15 protein-coding genes are annotated in these 15453 nt (G+C 59.6%); 10 read left to right on the top strand and 5 right to left on the bottom strand.

The genetic code is table 11. From position 1 onward, the window contains the following. Positions 1-52 precede the first annotated feature (52 nt). A complete protein-coding gene (locus tag BLU01_RS05670) occupies positions 53-1030 on the bottom strand; it encodes a Bug family tripartite tricarboxylate transporter substrate binding protein (RefSeq protein WP_092271878.1) in 978 nt (325 codons plus the stop codon). Between the two features lie 437 nt (positions 1031-1467). On the opposite strand from BLU01_RS05670, the gene BLU01_RS05665 reads away from it, so the two are divergent. After that, the gene (locus BLU01_RS05665; protein ID WP_092271875.1) at positions 1468-2139 is read left to right on the top strand and encodes a response regulator; all 672 of its coding nucleotides are present in this window, start codon (positions 1468-1470) and stop codon (positions 2137-2139) included. Then, a complete protein-coding gene (locus BLU01_RS05660; protein ID WP_092271872.1) occupies positions 2132-3520 on the top strand; it encodes a sensor histidine kinase in 1389 nt (462 codons plus the stop codon). The genes BLU01_RS05665 and BLU01_RS05660 overlap by 8 nt, the downstream gene beginning before the upstream one ends. A gap of 206 nt (positions 3521-3726) precedes the next feature. Here BLU01_RS05660 and BLU01_RS05655 read toward each other — a convergent pair whose 3' ends face one another. Both BLU01_RS05655 and ygfZ read right to left on the bottom strand, forming a co-directional pair. Beyond that, a complete protein-coding gene (locus BLU01_RS05655; protein ID WP_092271869.1) occupies positions 3727-4548 on the bottom strand; it encodes an HDOD domain-containing protein in 822 nt (273 codons plus the stop codon). A 36-nt stretch (positions 4549-4584) separates the two neighbouring features. Then, positions 4585-5526 (bottom strand): CAF17-like 4Fe-4S cluster assembly/insertion protein YgfZ, encoded by a 942-nt coding sequence (gene ygfZ / locus BLU01_RS05650; protein WP_092271866.1) that lies wholly within the window; start codon positions 5524-5526, stop codon positions 4585-4587. A 148-nt stretch (positions 5527-5674) separates the two neighbouring features. Here ygfZ and BLU01_RS05645 point away from each other — a divergent pair, with 148 nt between their 5' ends. Both BLU01_RS05645 and BLU01_RS05640 read left to right on the top strand, forming a co-directional pair. Further along, positions 5675-5929: an FAD assembly factor SdhE gene (locus BLU01_RS05645; protein ID WP_007944081.1), complete on the top strand. Its 255-nt coding sequence runs from the start codon at positions 5675-5677 to the stop codon at positions 5927-5929. Continuing rightward, on the top strand, positions 5913-6365 hold the full coding sequence (locus tag BLU01_RS05640) for a protein YgfX (RefSeq protein ID WP_092271863.1): 453 nt from the start codon (positions 5913-5915) through the stop codon (positions 6363-6365). The genes BLU01_RS05645 and BLU01_RS05640 overlap by 17 nt, the downstream gene beginning before the upstream one ends. Here BLU01_RS05640 and nadB read toward each other — a convergent pair. Next, positions 6334-7950, bottom strand: a complete 1617-nt coding sequence (gene nadB / locus BLU01_RS05635; protein WP_092271860.1) for an L-aspartate oxidase — start codon at positions 7948-7950, stop codon at positions 6334-6336. The two genes, BLU01_RS05640 and nadB, sit on opposite strands and share 32 nt — an antisense overlap. A gap of 558 nt (positions 7951-8508) precedes the next feature. Here nadB and rpoE point away from each other — a divergent pair. The 4 genes from rpoE (at position 8509) to BLU01_RS05615 (ending at position 12347) form a co-directional block, all read left to right on the top strand. Further along, on the top strand, positions 8509-9090 hold the full coding sequence (gene rpoE / locus BLU01_RS05630) for an RNA polymerase sigma factor RpoE (RefSeq protein WP_007944079.1): 582 nt from the start codon (positions 8509-8511) through the stop codon (positions 9088-9090). 30 nt (positions 9091-9120) lie between these two features. Beyond that, positions 9121-9708, top strand: coding sequence for a sigma-E factor negative regulatory protein (locus BLU01_RS05625; RefSeq protein ID WP_092271856.1), 588 nt, complete (start codon positions 9121-9123; stop codon positions 9706-9708). Positions 9709-9716: 8 nt separating this feature from the next. After that, positions 9717-10676 carry a MucB/RseB C-terminal domain-containing protein gene (locus BLU01_RS05620; protein ID WP_092271853.1) on the top strand — a complete coding sequence of 320 codons (960 nt, stop codon included), beginning with the start codon at positions 9717-9719 and terminating at the stop codon, positions 10674-10676. Between the two features lie 246 nt (positions 10677-10922). Next, positions 10923-12347: a DegQ family serine endoprotease gene (locus BLU01_RS05615; protein ID WP_092271850.1), complete on the top strand. Its 1425-nt coding sequence runs from the start codon at positions 10923-10925 to the stop codon at positions 12345-12347. 109 nt (positions 12348-12456) lie between these two features. Here BLU01_RS05615 and BLU01_RS05610 read toward each other — a convergent pair whose 3' ends face one another. After that, on the bottom strand, positions 12457-13890 hold the full coding sequence (locus BLU01_RS05610) for a M48 family metalloprotease (protein WP_092271847.1): 1434 nt from the start codon (positions 13888-13890) through the stop codon (positions 12457-12459). Positions 13891-13988: 98 nt separating this feature from the next. On the opposite strand from BLU01_RS05610, the gene BLU01_RS05605 reads away from it, so the two are divergent. Beyond that, a complete protein-coding gene (locus BLU01_RS05605) occupies positions 13989-14228 on the top strand; it encodes a sulfurtransferase TusA family protein (RefSeq protein WP_092271844.1) in 240 nt (79 codons plus the stop codon). A 30-nt stretch (positions 14229-14258) separates the two neighbouring features. After that, positions 14259-15329 carry an AI-2E family transporter gene (locus BLU01_RS05600; RefSeq protein ID WP_092271839.1) on the top strand — a complete coding sequence of 357 codons (1071 nt, stop codon included), beginning with the start codon at positions 14259-14261 and terminating at the stop codon, positions 15327-15329. Positions 15330-15453 lie beyond the last annotated feature (124 nt).

Here is a 15453-nt window from a genome sequence, read left to right as displayed (position 1 = left end):
CTCCTGGGCCGCGCCCCCGAGAACCGGGGCCGCCGCCGCTAGACAGAGGCGATCACTGGATCAGGCCGAACTCTTTGGCCAGCACTTTGTAGTCCGCGACTTGCTTCTTCACGTAGGTGTCCAGTTCCTGGCCGGTCATGGCGAACGGGAACAGTTCACGCTGATCGCGCAACTTGGCGAAATCTTCGGACGCCAGCAGCTTGTCGAAGGCATCTTTCCACCACGCGTAGTCTTCGTCGCTGACCTTCGGCCCAAGGTAGAAGCCGCGCACCACCGGCCAGACGATGTCGTAGCCTTGCTCTTTGGCGGTCGGGATGTCTTTCATTTCCGGCTCGTCCAGACGCTTGTCGGAGAACACCGCGAGCAAGCGCATGTCGCCGCTCTGGATGTGCGGCATGGAGTCGGAGATGTCGGTGCTGCCGACCTGGATGTGGCCGCCGAGCAGCGCGGTGGCGATTTCGCCGCCACCTTCGAGGGCGACGTAACGCAGGTCGCGCGGGTTGATCCCGGCAGCCTTGGCGATCAGCGCGGTTTGCATCCAGTCCTGGCTGCCGACGGTGCCGCCGGAACCGATTACCACTTTGCTCGGATCTTTCTTCAGCGCCTGAACGAGATCGTCCAGCGTCTTGTAAGGCGAATCGCTCTTCACTGCGATGGCGCCGTAGCTGGTGCCGACCGCCGCCAGCCAGCGCACGGCGTTTTCATCGAAACGGCCGAACTTGCCTTGTGCCAGGTTCAGCAGCGAACCGCTGGACCACGCCACCAGCGTGCCGGCATCGGCCGGGCGCTGCGCGACCACCGCGTTGTACGCCACCGCGCCGACACCGCCGGGCATGTAGGTCACGCGCATCGGTTTGCTCAGGAGTTTTTCGTTCACCAGCGCGCTTTGCACCAGTTTGCAGGTCAGGTCGAAACCACCGCCGGGGGAGGCCGGGGCGATGCATTCCGGGCGTTTTGGCTCGGCCATCAATTGGCCGGCGAAGAGCATGCAACTGGCGGCGAGGGCGAAACGGCGCAGTGATCGATTCATTTTTTGTCTCCAGAGGAGTTGTTGTTTTTGGGGATGTTTCAGGTGCGGCGGTTTCGCGTCACGCAGCCGGCAGAAGCGCTGGCAAGCGTAAACGAAAGAGAAGGGGTAAAGGCTTGGGATGGGCGAATCCGGGGCTGTGTGGACAGCATGGTGCAGTACCTCGTTATTGTTCTTATTGGCGAAAACGCATCAAGGCGTTTTTCGGGAGCTACATTTGCGGGGCGCTACGTTTGCGAGAGCTATTTTTGCGAGAACTGGATTTCAAACCACGAAGGATGGCTTGCAATCGAAACCGTCCGTCGCCGACTGTAACGGTCGAACCTTTCACTAACCTTTCAGCGAGCTTTCAATGTTTTCGGGCTTCACAGCGGCGCAAGCGGCGGTAAACTCCGCGCCAAAGAATGGCGTCGACCATCCCTGAACGAGGAAAAAAAGCCATGCGTGTCCTGCTCGTCGAAGACCATCTGCAGCTCGCCGAAAGTGTCGCTCAGGCGCTCAAGAGCACTGGTTTGACCGTTGATGTGTTGCACGACGGCGTGGCGGCCGACCTTGCGTTGAGCAGCGAGGAATACGCGGTGGCGATTCTCGACGTCGGCCTGCCGCGTATGGATGGTTTCGAGGTGTTGGCGCGGTTGCGCGCTCGCGGGAAGACTCTGCCGGTGTTGATGCTGACCGCGCGCAGCGACGTCAAGGACCGCGTGCACGGCTTGAACCTCGGCGCCGACGATTATCTGGCCAAGCCGTTCGAACTGACTGAGCTCGAAGCCCGGGTCAAAGCCCTGTTGCGCCGCAGCGTGTTGGGCGGCGAGCGCCAGCAGACCTGCGGCGTGCTGGCGTATGACCTCGACACCCGGCGTTTCACCCTCGGCGAAGAATTGCTGACCTTGACCTCGCGCGAGCAGGCCGTGCTTGAAGCGCTGATCGCCCGTCCGGGTCGGGTCATGAGCAAGGAGCAACTGGCCTCGCAGGTGTTCGGTCTGGATGAAGAGGCGAGCCCCGATGCGATCGAAATCTACGTCCACCGCCTGCGCAAGAAACTCGATGGCCAACCGGTGGCGATCGTGACTTTCCGCGGTCTCGGTTATTTGCTGGAAAGCCGCGATGCATAAGCCCAGCAGCCTGCGCTGGCGGTTGCTGTGGAACCTCGCGTCGCTGCTGGTGGTGTTGATGTTGGCCAGTGGCTTGAGCGCTTACTGGAACGGTCGCGAAGCCGCCGACACCGCGTACGACCGAACCTTGCTGGCGTCGGCGCGGACCATCGCCGCCGGGGTTTCACAGCGCGACGGGACGCTCAGCGCCGACGTGCCCTACGTCGCCCTCGACACCTTCGCTTACGACAGCGCCGGGCGGATTTTTTACCTGGTGAATGACATCCACCAAAACCTCATCTCCGGTTACGAAAACCTGCCGCCACCGCCGCCCGGCACGCCGCGTACCGATGACTATCCGGCGCTGGCGCGCTTCTACAACGCCAAATATCAGGGGCAGAACGTGCGCGTGGTCAGCCTGCTCAAACCGGTGAGCGAGCCAAACATGAATGGCATGGCGGAAATTCGTGTCGCCGAAACCGACGAAGCGCGGGTCAGCATGGCGCGCAGTCTGGCGGCAGATACCTTGCTGCGACTCGGTATGTTGGCGGTCGGCGCGTTACTGCTGGTGTGGTTTGCGGTGAGCGCGGCGTTGCGACCGCTGGAGCGGTTACGCACGGCGGTGGAAGAGCGTCAGTCGGACGACTTGCGCCCGTTGCCGCTGGTCGAAGTGCAGCACGAACTGTGGCCACTGGTGCGCGCGCTCAATCACTTTACCGAGCGCCTGCGCGGGCAGTTCGAGCGCCAGGCGCAGTTCATCGCCGATGCCGCGCATGAACTGCGCACCCCGCTGGCGGCGCTCAAGGCACGCCTGGAATTGGGCTTGCGCGCCACCGACGCGCAAACCTGGCGCAGCACCCTGGAAACGGCTGCGCAAGGCACGGAAAGCCTGACTCATCTGGCCAATCAGTTGCTGTCGCTGGCGCGCGTCGAAAATGGCGCGCGAGCGATTGCCGAGGGCGGCGCGCAGTTGCTCGACTTGAGCCAACTGGCGCGGGAACTGGGCATGGCCATGGCGCCGCTGGCGCACGCGCGTGGCGTCGCGCTGGCCTTGGAGGCGGACGAGCCGGTGTGGCTGCGCGGCGAACCGACGTTGCTGAATGAACTGCTGAGCAATCTGGTGGACAACGCCTTGGCGCACACGCCGTCGGGCGGCAATGTAATTCTGCGAGTGACGGCGCCGGCGGTGCTGGAGGTCGAGGATGACGGGCCGGGGATTCCGCTGGAGGAACGTGATCGGGTGTTCGAGCGCTTTTATCGGCGCAATCAGCAGATCGCAGGATCCGGTCTGGGGCTGGCGATTGTCGGCGAAATCTGCCGCGCGCACCTGGCGCAGATCAGCCTGCACGACGGCGAGGTGGCGGGGTTGAAGGTTCGGGTGAGTTTTATTCCCGGGGAGTAAACATCAAACCTGTGGCGAGGGGGCTTGCCCCCGTTGGGATGCGAAGCAGCCCCAAATCCCTGCACTCAATAGCTCGGTTCTACCGCGTTCAGCGGATTTGCGACTGCTGCGCAGCCGGACGGGGGCAAGCCCCCTCGCCACAGCAAGCCTCGCTCCTACAGGGACGGCGTGATTCCTGTAGGAGCGAGGCTTGCCCGCGAAGCTCTTTACAAAAACATCAACCGCGACTCTTCAAGCTCTTGGCACATCGCTTCGTTGTCGGGATTGATCTTCAGTTTCTTGAACGCCGGCACGCTGAACGCATCAATTGCCGCCAACGGATGGTTGGTGCCTTTGTAGCAATACAAACAGGCCACCTGCACCAGATCGACATAATCGACGCGCTTGGATTCACGGGTGAAATCCAGGTATTGCCCCGGCAACTTCGCGAGCATTTCCGGAAACTCCCAGACACTCAACAGCTTGTCGCCGACCAGCGGATGAATGCGGTCGATGACGTGGTTGAGGCTGATCGGGTCCGACAGCAGCTCATTGTGTTCTTCGGCATACGTCAGAATCGGCAAAACGCCGATCTGGTGCACCAGCCCGCCGAGCGCTGCCTGATCCGGTTTGAGTTGGGTGTAGCGGCGGCACAGCGCATAGCTGACCCCGGCGATTTCCAGGCTCTTGAGCCAGACATCGCGCATTTTCTGCTCCACCACCTCGGAATTGGCGTTGAAGATCTGCTCCATCACCAGACCGATGGCCAGGTTGCTGCTGTAATTCACGCCGAGCCGGGTGATGGCGGTGTGCAGGTCGTTAACTTCCTGAGTCGCCCGCAGCAGCGGGCTGTTGACCACTTTGATCAAACGCGCCGACAGCGCGGTATCGCGACCGATGACTTTGCTCAGGGTGCTGACACTGATCTCCGGATCTTCAGCAGCCTTGCGAATCTGCATGGCCACTTCCGGTAATGTCGGCAGCACCAGGTCATCGTTGTCGATGGCCGCAACCAAATCCCGTTGGACCTTATCCGCCAGCTCGCTCATTGATGTTCTCTAGGGTCTTGCAAGAAAGTGCTGCTGTCAGCGCTGGATTTCTTTGTCGCGGTCCAGTGTGTAGGGCAGGTCAAGCAGGTGCAGGGCAGGGCCTTCCAGCGCTGCCAGATGGATATCACCCGACTCTGCTGCTTCGGCTTGCAGCACGGCCAGGAGTTCAATGTTTTCTTCGCCGCGAGCAGCGATCACCACCTCACCGATTGAACTGTTGTGGGTCGGCGCAAACAGTTGCGTGCCGGGCTCGGGCAATTCGCTGCCCTCCAGCTGCAAGCGGTACAGACGACGCTTGAGTTTGCCGAGGTATTGCATGCGCGCGACGATTTCCTGGCCGGTGTAGCAGCCTTTCTTGAAACTGACGCCGCCGACGGCTTGCAGGTTGAGCATTTGCGGGATGAACAGCTCGCGAGTGCTCGGCATCACTTGGCCAATGCCTGCGCGAATCTGCCCAAGCAGCCACTGATTCAGCTCGCCTTCGGTCAGCAACGCGCAAAGCTTGCCTTTGATGCTCGACGCTTGATCGGCGGCGACCCACAACTCGGCGCGCTGCGGCGATACACGAATGGCGATCAGGCCGTCGTTACGCACGACGCTGTCGGTGTCGGCCGGCAACTCAAGACCCAGGCTGCTCAACGCAGCATCGCCGTGGTCGAGGCCGAAACGCACCCAAGCGGCGCTTTCGTCAGTCAGCTTGGACTTGGAGAACACTGCGTATTTTTTCAGGTCCGCCAGTTGCGGCTCCAGCAGCTCGGTGGCCATGGCCAGCAGCACGCCGTCGCTTTCCAGCAGAATGCGGAAACTCGATTGCATCCGGCCCTTCTGGGTGCAACGGGCACCGAGGCTGGATAGGTTGTCGCTGAGGTAATTAATGTTGCAAGTCAGTTGGCCTTGCAGGAATTTGCCGGCATCCGCGCCGCGGACCGCGAGAACGCCTTCGTGTGACAGGGTGCAGAAAAAAGCAGAATCGGCCATGAGTCATCGCAGGGTAAAGAGTCTGGGGGACATCATAAGGGTGCGCCCTGGAAATGGGTAGTTTACAAAAGCTCGGCAGGCCCGACCAAAGCCGACTGTTCGCTCAGGCTTTGGCCTGTATACTTGCCGCCTATTTGAGGAGCGCTCCATGGTCGAAGATGTTGAACTGAATCGCCTCTACTGGCACAGCCGCCGCGGCATGCTTGAGCTTGACGTGTTGCTGGTGCCGTTCGTGAAAGAGGTTTACCCGCACCTCAATGATGTCGACCGCGATTGCTACCGCAAGCTGCTCGAATGCGAAGATCAGGACATGTTCGGCTGGTTCATGGAACGTGCCGAATCGGAAGATCCGGAGCTTCAGCGCATGGTTCGCATGATCCTAGACCGTGTCCAGCCCAAGTAATACCTTCGAATGCCGCTGGCATGCCTCCGGGCAACTGCTGGCGGCGTACGGTTTGGCCCAGCTGTTCGCGCTGGGCGCATTATTTTTTCTTTCCATACCTGCGTGGGCGAGTCTGCTCGGCGTATTGCTGTGCCTGGCGCACGGGTTTCGCCAGTTGCCGCGACAGATTCTGTTGACCCATCCCCAGGCATTCCGTGGCTTGCGCCGCGATGCCGACGGCTGGCAGTTATGGAATCAGGCGCAAGGCTGGCAACCGGTGCAGCTGCGGCCGGACAGCCTGGCGTTACCGCTGATCGTGGTGCTGCGCTTTCGTTTGCGCGGCGAGCGGCGGGTCAGGACGATTTGCGTGCCGCGCGACTCGCAGACGGCGGATATGCACCGACGCCTGCGGGTACGGCTGACGTTCAGTCGACGTAGGTGGGCGGCACCAGAATAGTGTCCAGCGCTTCAGGCAACATGTCCGGGTAATCCAGCGTGTAATGCAAGCCGCGACTTTCCTTGCGCTCCATCGCCGACTGGATCATCAATTCGGCGACTTGGGCCAGGTTGCGCAACTCGATCAGATCGCGGCTGACTTTATAGTTGCTGTAGAACTCGTCGATCTCATCCAGCAACAACCGCACCCGGTGCTGCGCCCGCTGCAGGCGCTTGTTGGTGCGCACGATGCCGACGTAGTCCCACATGAACCGCCGCAGCTCATCCCAGTTGTGCGCGATGATCACGTCTTCATCGGAATCGGTGACCTGGCTCGCATCCCAGACGGGCAGGGCAATCGGAATCGACACTTGTGGCAACTGTCGAAGAATGTCCGCCGCCGCCGAACGCGCGTACACGAAACACTCCAGCAGTGAGTTGCTGGCCATGCGGTTGGCGCCGTGCAGGCCGGTGAAACTGGTTTCGCCAATCGCGTACAGGCCCGGCACGTCGGTGCGGCCCTGTTGATCGACCATCACGCCACCACAGGTGTAATGCGCCGCCGGCACCACCGGAATCGGTTGTTTGGTGATGTCGATGGAAAATTCGAGGCAGCGCTCATAAACAGTCGGGAAGTGAGTCTTGATGAACGCTTCGGGTTTGTGGCTGATGTCCAGATAAACGCAATCGATGCCCAGGCGCTTCATTTCATGGTCGATGGCGCGGGCGACGATGTCGCGCGGGGCCAGTTCGGCGCGCGGGTCAAAGCGCTGCATGAAGCGTTCGCCATTCGGCAGCTTCAAATGCGCGCCTTCGCCACGCAGGGCCTCGGTGATCAGGAAACTCTTGGCTTGCGGGTGATACAGGCAAGTGGGGTGAAACTGATTGAATTCCAGGTTCGCCACCCGGCAGCCCGAACGCCACGCCATGGCAATGCCGTCGCCGCACGCGCCGTCGGGGTTACTGGTGTAGAGGTAGACCTTGGCGGCGCCGCCGGAAGCGAGGATCACGAAACGTGCGCCGTAAGTGTCGACTTCGCCGCTGGCTCGATTGAGCACGTAGGCGCCGAGGCAGCGATCGCCTTCCAGGCCCAAGCGTTTTTCGGTGATCAGGTCGACGGCGACGCGTTGTTCCAGCAGCTCGATGTTCGGGCGTTGTTTTGCTTGATCGAGCAAGGTTCTGAAGATGGCTGCGCCGGTGGCATCGGCGGCGTGGATGATGCGCCGATGGCTGTGGCCGCCCTCGCGCGTCAGGTGAAATTCAAATCCGCCGTCTTCAGTACCCGATTGTTCATCGCGGGTGAACGGCACGCCTTGGTCGATCAGCCACTGGATCGCTTCTTTGCTGTGCTCGACGGTGAAACGCACGGCGTCTTCATGGCACAGGCCGCCGCCGGCATTCAGCGTGTCTTCGACATGCGATTGCACGGTGTCGGTGTCATCCAGGACCGCGGCAACACCGCCCTGAGCCCAGAAAGTCGAGCCGTTGGCGAGGTCGCCTTTGCTCAGTACGGCGATGCGCAAGTGACCGGGCAAGGTCAGCGCAAGGCTTAAACCGGCAGCGCCGCTGCCAATCACCAGAACATCATGTTGGAACTGTTGGCTCATTTCATGATTCCGCTAAAAGCGACCCGGGTCGGGGTTGGCGCAAGACACTTTGACCGGCATGTCAGGCAGCCACACAGCCCACTAGTATATAGAGGGGGCGCGCGGCACAATAGCCGGGCCTACATGGCATTGTGAGACTACTGTGGAGCCGAAGACCGGACGCTTCGTCGGATGGTTTTTTCGCCGGTTCGGCGACAGGGTGACTGTATCGTGGATTTAACAGTCGTTTTCGCTGCACGGTTGCACAATGCCGGGTTAACGCAGCTATAAATATTTGGAACTTTTGCCAAAGGCCCAAGATCAATAGCTGGTTGCCTGAATCAAGGGACAGTGTCGGCTTCGAAGCGGGACTTGCAATTTGGTCCTCGCCGGCGAATCCGATGACAAGATTATTCGCGCAGCCGGGTTATCCCGAGCTGCGCTTTTCGTGCGTGCCAAATCAGAGCCCGCAGGAAACTTGCTTGAAGGGGGAGAACTTTTGCGAAAAGCCCGAGTCTATGTTTGCAAGTCTGGTCGTTTAGTTATGCAAGCCTCCTTCGAGCTTATCGAGGAGTGTTCATGCTAACCCAGGAAGAGGATCAGCAGCTGGTTGAGCGCGTCCAACGCGGAGACAAGCGAGCTTTCGATCTGCTAGTGCTGAAATACCAGCACAAAATTCTCGGGTTGATCGTGCGTTTTGTGCACGACACCCATGAAGCCCAGGATGTCGCACAAGAAGCCTTTATCAAGGCTTACCGTGCACTTGGTAACTTTCGCGGAGACAGCGCGTTTTATACGTGGCTTTACCGCATCGCCATTAACACGGCGAAAAACTATCTGGTTTCACGCGGCCGCCGGCCGCCGGATAGCGATGTCAGTTCCGAAGATGCAGAGTTCTACGACGGCGATCATGGCCTCAAGGATCTCGAGTCGCCAGAACGCGCATTGCTGCGGGATGAGATCGAAGGCACCGTCCATCGAACCATCCAGCAACTTCCAGAAGATTTGCGTACGGCTTTAACTTTACGTGAATTCGATGGTCTGAGTTACGAGGACATTGCGGCAGTCATGCAATGTCCGGTGGGTACCGTGCGCTCTCGGATTTTCCGCGCTCGGGAAGCCATCGATAAAGCCCTGCAGCCATTGTTGCAGGAAAACTGAGACAGCGGCGACAGCCAAGAGAGGAACGCCATGAGTCGTGAAGCCCTGCAGGAATCGCTGTCCGCAGTGATGGATAACGAAGCGGACGAACTGGAATTGCGTCGGGTATTGAATGCCTTTGACGACGTTGAAACCCGTGAAACCTGGGCTCGTTACCAGATCGCTCGGGCAGTCATGCACAAGGATTTGCTGCTTCCACGTCTGGACATTGCTGCGGCAGTCTCTGCTGCGCTGGAAGACGAAACCGTCCCGGCAAAAGTAACTCGCGGTCCATGGCGCAGCCTGGGTCGTCTGGCCGTTGCCGCTTCGGTAACTGTTGCTGTACTGGCAGGTGTTCGTCTGTACAACCAAGACGAAATCGCTGGGGTCGAACTGGCTCAGCAGTCCAATCAGCCTTCTCTGGCCGTTCCACAGGTCAAAGGTCCAGCTGTTTTGGCCGGTTATAGCGAAAGTTCGGAAACCACTGGCCCGATGGCTAATGGTGTGTTGCAAGGTCAGCCAGGCTGGCACGATCAGCGTCTGCCAAGCTACTTGCGCCAGCACGCACAAGAAGCTGCACTGAAAGGTACTGAGAGCGCTCTGCCGTACGCTCGCGCAGCAAGTCTGGAAAGTCGTTAAGGAGGATCATGCGCGCCATACCTCTACTTTCGCTTCTGCTCGGTGGCTGGTTCGTTGTTCCAGCCCACGCCGACGAAGCCCAGGACTGGTTGACACGCCTGGGTCAGGCCGAGCAACAGCAAAGCTTTAACGGCACTTTTGTTTACGAGCGTAACGGTAGTTTCTCTACCCACAACATCTGGCATCGCGTCCAGGATGGCAAGGTCCGCGAGCGTTTGCTTCAGCTCGACGGCTCGGCACAGGAAGTCGTGCGCGTTGATGGACATACTCAATGCGTCAGGGGCACCCTGATCGCGGGGCTGGGGGGATCTGCCAGTGCGGGCGCTCGTGCACTCGATCCACAAAAGTTAAAGAATTGGTACGAACTTGCCGTGATCGGCAAGTCGCGTGTGGCTGGGCGTGCGGCGGTGATTGTTTCACTGAAACCGCGCGACCAGCATCGTTACGGTTTCGAATTACACCTGGATAAAGAAACGGGCTTGCCCCTGAAGTCGTTGCTGTTGAACGACAAGGGACAGTTGCTTGAGCGTTTCCAGTTCACCCAGCTGGATACGGCTGATGTTCCTTCTGACAACGACTTGAAACCAGGTCCTGACTGCAAGGCCATCGCAATCAGTACGGACAAGGCTTCGGCGCAGAAAACCGCGGAAGTCTGGCGTTCCGATTGGCTGCCAGCGGGTTTCGAACTCAGCAGCAGCTCCACGCGCAAAGATCCCGAGACCAAAACTCAAGTCAGCAGTCTGATGTACGACGATGGCCTGGCACGTTTCTCGGTATTCCTTGAGCCATTGAACGGCGCGACTGTGACCGATACCCGAACTCAGCTCGGCCCAACCGTGGCAGTGTCCCGGCGTCTGACGACACCGCAGGGCGAGATCATGGTCACCGTGGTTGGCGAGATCCCGATCGGTACCGCCGAACGTATTGCGCTGTCCATGCGTAATAGCGCTTCAACAGCCAAGCAGTGAGCTGAACCTTGATGCTCATTGATCGACCGTTTGATACTGCGAGAGGTCAGCAATGACCCTCACATCATCGAGATGTCGAAATGTTTGGTGAGTATTTCAAGTTGCAAAATCCCCCAAAATTTTCTATAGGTCAGTGCCTCTCGGCCCTGGCCTTGTTTGTTGTTCCCGGAACAAAAATACCGGCGTATCGTTCCCGGTGTTCCTTGCTCCATATCGCTTAACCATGCTCGTCGTAACGGGAGCCGTATGTCGATACCACGCTTGAAAACTTACCTTTCCATTTTTGCCACCGTGCTTGTGCTCGGTCAGGCTGTCCCTGCCCAGGCGGCTGACTTGCCCGACTTTACGCAACTGGTCGAACAGGCTTCGCCGGCAGTGGTGAACATCAGCACCACGCAAAAATTGCCTGATCGCAAAGCCTCCGGCCAGATGCCGGACCTTGAAGGCCTGCCGCCAGCGTTGCGCGAATTCTTCGAACGCGGCATGCCGCAACCTCGCTCGCCGCGGGGCGATCGTCAGCGTGAAGCGCAGTCGCTGGGTTCCGGATTCATTATTTCGCCTGACGGTTACATCCTCACCAACAACCACGTGATCGCCGATGCCGACGAGATTCTCGTTCGTCTGGCTGACCGCAGTGAGTTGAAAGCCAAGCTGATCGGCACCGACCCGCGCTCCGACGTGGCGCTGCTGAAAATCGAAGGCAAAGACCTCCCAGTGCTCAAGCTTGGCAAGTCGCAGGACTTGAAGGCCGGCCAGTGGGTTGTCGCCATCGGTTCGCCGTTCGGCTTTGACCACACCGTGACCCAAGGCATCGTCAGCGCTATCGGTCGCAGCCTGCCGAACGAAAACTACGTGCCGTTCATCCAGACCGACGTGCCGATCAACCCGGGCAACTCCGGCGGTCCACTGTTCAACTTGAACGGCGAAGTGGTCGGCATCAACTCGCAGATCTACACCCGCTCCGGTGGCTTCATGGGCGTGTCGTTTGCGATCCCGATCGATGTCGCGATGGACGTTTCCAATCAACTGAAAAGCGGTGGCAAGGTCAGCCGTGGCTGGTTGGGCGTGGTCATTCAGGAAGTGAACAAGGACCTGGCTGAATCGTTCGGTCTGGAGAAACCGGCCGGCGCGCTGGTTGCACAGATTCAGGACGACGGCCCGGCTGCCAAAGGTGGCCTGCAAGTGGGCGACGTGATCCTGAGCATGAACGGGCAACCGATCATCATGTCCGCAGACTTGCCACACTTGGTCGGCGCGTTGAAGGCTGGCGCGAAAGCCAACCTTGAAGTGATCCGCGAAGGCAAACGCAAGAATGTCGAGCTGATCGTCGGGACCATCCCGGACGAAGGCAAAGAGCTGGATTCCAAGCTCAGCTCCGGCGTTGAAACCAACAGCAATCGCCTCGGTGTTGCCGTTGCCGACCTGACCGCCGAGCAGAAGAAAACCTACGACCTCAAGGGTGGTGTGGTGATCAAGGAAGTCCAGGACGGACCAGCATCGCTGATCGGCTTGCAGCCTAATGATGTGATCACGCATCTGAACAATCAGGCGATCAGCGACAGCAAGGAATTTGCCGAGATTGCCAAGGCTCTGCCGAAGAACCGCTCGGTGTCGATGCGGGTCCTGCGTCAAAATCGCGCGAGCTTCATCACCTTCAAACTGGCTGAGTAAGCCGGTTGTTTGAAAAAGTTGAAAGGGTTGGCTGAATAGCTGGCTGAATAAAAAACCGCCTCGAAAGAGGCGGTTTTTTTGTGTCCGGGTTTTCTGCGCCTGGTGAGGGTTAACCCATCATGTCCTTGATCATCCGTTCCTGATCCATCAACTCGCGTTGCCGCGCGTCGATGCGCGAGGACAGCGGGAAGTTGCCGCCGGCCTTGCGTTTGGCGAAGTCCAATTGCTGGATCGCCTGACGATAATCGCCGACCAGCGCAAAGTATTCGGCGCGAGCCTGATGCAGGCCAATGATGTTGCCCGAAAGCCCGCGAGTTTCCGCGACCATGTACCAGACATCCGGATCGTCCGGACGCGACTTGAGCAAATTCTCCAGCGCTTTCTCCGCGTCGACGTTGCGGTTTTGCTTGAGCAGCAGGTCGACGCGCACCTGATTCAGTGGATAGTTGCCGGGGAATTGCGTGAGCAACCGATCAACTCGCGACTGCGCATCCGCAAGGCGATTATTGGTGATGTCGAGATCGACCTGCGCCAGGTTGTAGATAATCTCGTTCGGCGACTTGGCCAGCAATTGCTGGAGATTCTCCCGGGCCTCGTTCAACTGGCCGCCCTTGATCTGAGCGATGGCCAAGCCGTAGCGCGCAACGTCATTTTTCGGATTTTCATCGAGCTGAGCACGGAAGCGTTTCGCGCCCAGTCCCGGGGTTTCTTCATAAACCAACTGCACGCGCGCGCGAATCAGCTGATAACGCATGCTGTCCTCGACGCCGCCGACCTTGGCCTGCTCGGCGCGGTTGCGCGTGTCGGCGATCCGCGATTCGGTAACCGGGTGAGTCAGGAGGAATTCCGGCGGCTTGGCGTCGAAGCGATATTGCCGCATCAAGCGTTCAAACATGTTCGGCATCGAGCGCGGGTCGTAACCGGCCTTCACCAGATTGAGAATGCCGATACGGTCGGCTTCCTGTTCGTTCTGCCGCGAGAAGCGCCGTTGTTCCTGAATCGCCGCAGCCTGGGTGCCGGCAATGGCGGCAATCCCGGCATCACCGGCGCCGGCAGCGGCAATCACGATCCCGGCGAGCAGGGCCGCCATCATCGGCACTTGCATGCGTTGCGAGGCTTCAACGCCACGGGCGAAGTGGCGTTGCGACAAGTGCGCCAATTCGTGGGCCAGTACCGAGGCGTATTCGCCTTCAGTCTGAGCATTGAGGAACAGCCCGCCGTTGACCCCGATAATCCCGCCCGGCGCAGCGAAGGCGTTGAGCTGCGGGCTGTTGATCAGGATGAACTCCAGGCGCCGGTCAGAAACCTGGCTGGTTTCCACCAGTTTGTAGACGCTGGATTCGACGTAATCCTTGAGCTGCGGGTCGTTGAGTTGCGATACCTGGCTGCGCAACATCGCCAGCCACGCGCGGCCCAATTGGTATTCCTGCTGGGGCGAGACGATGGCAGAACTGGCGTCACCGAGTGACGGCAGGTCGTCGGCGAAGCCTGGTGAGGCGAGCAGGCAGGCGAGCGTCAGCAGGGTAGGGCGCAGAAAAGTCATGCACAAAGCCTTAGTCGACAAAGACCTTACTGTAGCCGGACACCGGGCTTCGGACCAGATATTCTAGGCCGCTCAGCCAACAGACCCGGAGTGATGCAATGATCGAAGCGGTAGCCCATGACGTTGAACTGGACGCCAGTGGCCTGAATTGTCCGTTGCCATTGCTCAAAGCCAAACTGGAGCTCAATCGCATGCCCAGCGGCGCGGTGCTCAAGGTGATCGCCACGGACGCCGGCTCGCAGCGCGATTTTCGTACGTTCGCGAAACTGGCCGGGCATGCGCTGCTGCGCGAAGAAGACGAGGCGGGTGTTTACCGCTACTGGCTGAAAAAAGCCTGAAACCGCAGAGTTTGTGATTAAGGATTATTTATGTTCAAAGTGTTACGCGACTGGATTCAGCGCTACTTCTCCGACGAAGAAGCCGTAGTACTGGCGGTGTTGCTGATTCTGGGGTTCACCGCCGTGCTCACCTTGGGCGGCATGCTCGCGCCGGTGCTGGCGGGGATGGTGCTGGCGTACCTGATGCAGGGGCTGGTGGTGGTTCTCGAACGCTGGCGCGTGCCCGGCGGCGTCGCGGTTGGGCTGGTCTTCGCGTTGTTCATGGGGTTGTTGCTGGTATTCATCATCGTGGTCGTGCCGCTGCTATGGCATCAACTGATCACGCTGTTCAACGAATTGCCCGGCATGCTCGCCAAGTGGCAATCGCTGCTTTTATTGCTGCCCGAGCGCTATCCGCATTTGGTCTCCGACGAGCAAGTCTTGCAGGCGATTGAAGTGGCTCGTGGCGAGATCGGCAAGTTTGGCCAGTGGGCGCTGACGTTCTCGCTGTCGAGCCTGCCGCTGCTGGTCAACATCATGATCTATCTGGTGCTGGTGCCGATTCTGGTGTTCTTTTTTCTCAAGGATCGGGAAATGATCGGGCGCTGGGTTCTCGGCTACTTGCCGCGCGAACGGGCGTTGATCACCCGTGTCGCGCATGAGATGAACCGGCAAATCGCCAATTACATTCGCGGCAAAGTCATCGAGATTTTCATCTGCGGTGGCGTGACCTACATCGGATTTGTGGTGCTGGGGCTCAACTACGCGGCGCTGCTGGCGTTGCTGGTGGGTGTTTCGGTGGTCGTGCCTTATGTCGGCGCGGTGGTGGTGACCGTGCCAGTGCTGTTGATCGCGTTGTTCCAGTGGGGCTGGAGTGATCAGTTCATCTACCTGATGGCCGTCTACGGGATTATCCAGACGCTGGACGGTAACGTGCTGGTGCCGCTGCTGTTCTCCGAGGCGGTCAATCTGCACCCGGTCGCAATCATCTGCGCGGTGTTGCTGTTTGGCGGGCTGTGGGGGTTCTGGGGCGTGTTCTTCGCGATCCCGCTGGCGACGTTGTTCAAGGCTGTGCTGGATGCGTGGCCGCGCAAGGAAGCGGTGGTGGCGCCGCTGCTTTAAGCGTTTGTCTTGAGGGCCTCTTCGCGGGCAAGCCTCGCTCCTACAGACTGCGCCGTTCCCGATCTGGCGAACGGCGCAGTCTGTAGGAGCGAGGCTTGCCCGCGAAGGCGTCGCAACAGGCGCC

This window comes from Pseudomonas prosekii (assembly GCF_900105155.1).
Lineage (GTDB): Bacteria > Pseudomonadota > Gammaproteobacteria > Pseudomonadales > Pseudomonadaceae > Aquipseudomonas > Aquipseudomonas prosekii.
The sequence above is the reverse complement of the archived record's forward strand: the minus strand, read 5'-3'. Positions and strand labels throughout refer to the sequence as shown.